Annotated in this window: 1 protein-coding gene and 1 pseudogene; both read left to right on the top strand. The window is 38.5% G+C overall.

Features of this window, described 5'->3' with window-relative positions; translation table 11 throughout:
• Nucleotides 1-111: 111 nt before the first annotated feature.
• On the top strand, nt 112-486 hold the full coding sequence (locus tag AC1EK4_RS11955) for a hypothetical protein (RefSeq protein ID WP_480358415.1): 375 nt from the start codon (nt 112-114) through the stop codon (nt 484-486).
• 6 nt (nt 487-492) lie between these two features.
• A pseudogene (locus AC1EK4_RS11960) lies at nt 493-693 on the top strand (ATP-binding protein); the annotation flags it as partial.

A 693-nucleotide genomic window follows, 5' to 3' on the forward strand; every position in this document is an offset into this window, starting at 1 on the left:
GAAAGACCGAGAGAAAAATTAAACTTTTCTACTCCAAAGTGTGAATTCTTCAAATACGTTTTATAAATTTGCACTTGCGGGTTGACTCTGCATGGTAGCTTTGAAAAGGATTTGGAGGAAATATATCAACGGGCAGGGCAAATAGACAACATCCTTCTGCTTTATCTCAAGGAAGTCGCTACGCAGATGAAATATCCACCAAAAGCCTTCCGCTCTTGCCGTGGTATCATGTCGCTGGAGAAGAAGTATGGCATGGCTCGTCTAGTAGCAGCTTGTAACTGTGCCTCGGAAGGACGACGCTATGGCTATAATGAGATAAAGGATATACTACAGAAGGGTGATGATGCTTCCTATATATCTATGGATGAAGATAATATGGAGCTATCTCCTGAATATAAACCAAAAACGCATAAGAACATACGAGGCAAGGATTATTTCTCAAAGCAATTATCCAATAATAACAATAATAGCAAACAATTAAAGTAAACAACTATGGAACTAAATAATAATAAGACAGCACCTATTGTGCAAGAAATGGATAAGAATCAGTTATCTCTTGATTTAATGCATAGAATGAGGCTTACGGGTATGGCAACTGCCTTTGAAGAAAGTCTAACAACTACAATTGCAGATACGATGACACCAGATGCCTTTTTATCATGGCTCTTATCTCGAGAATGGGACTATCGTTCC

This window comes from Prevotella sp. C0026C3, from assembly GCF_056590795.1.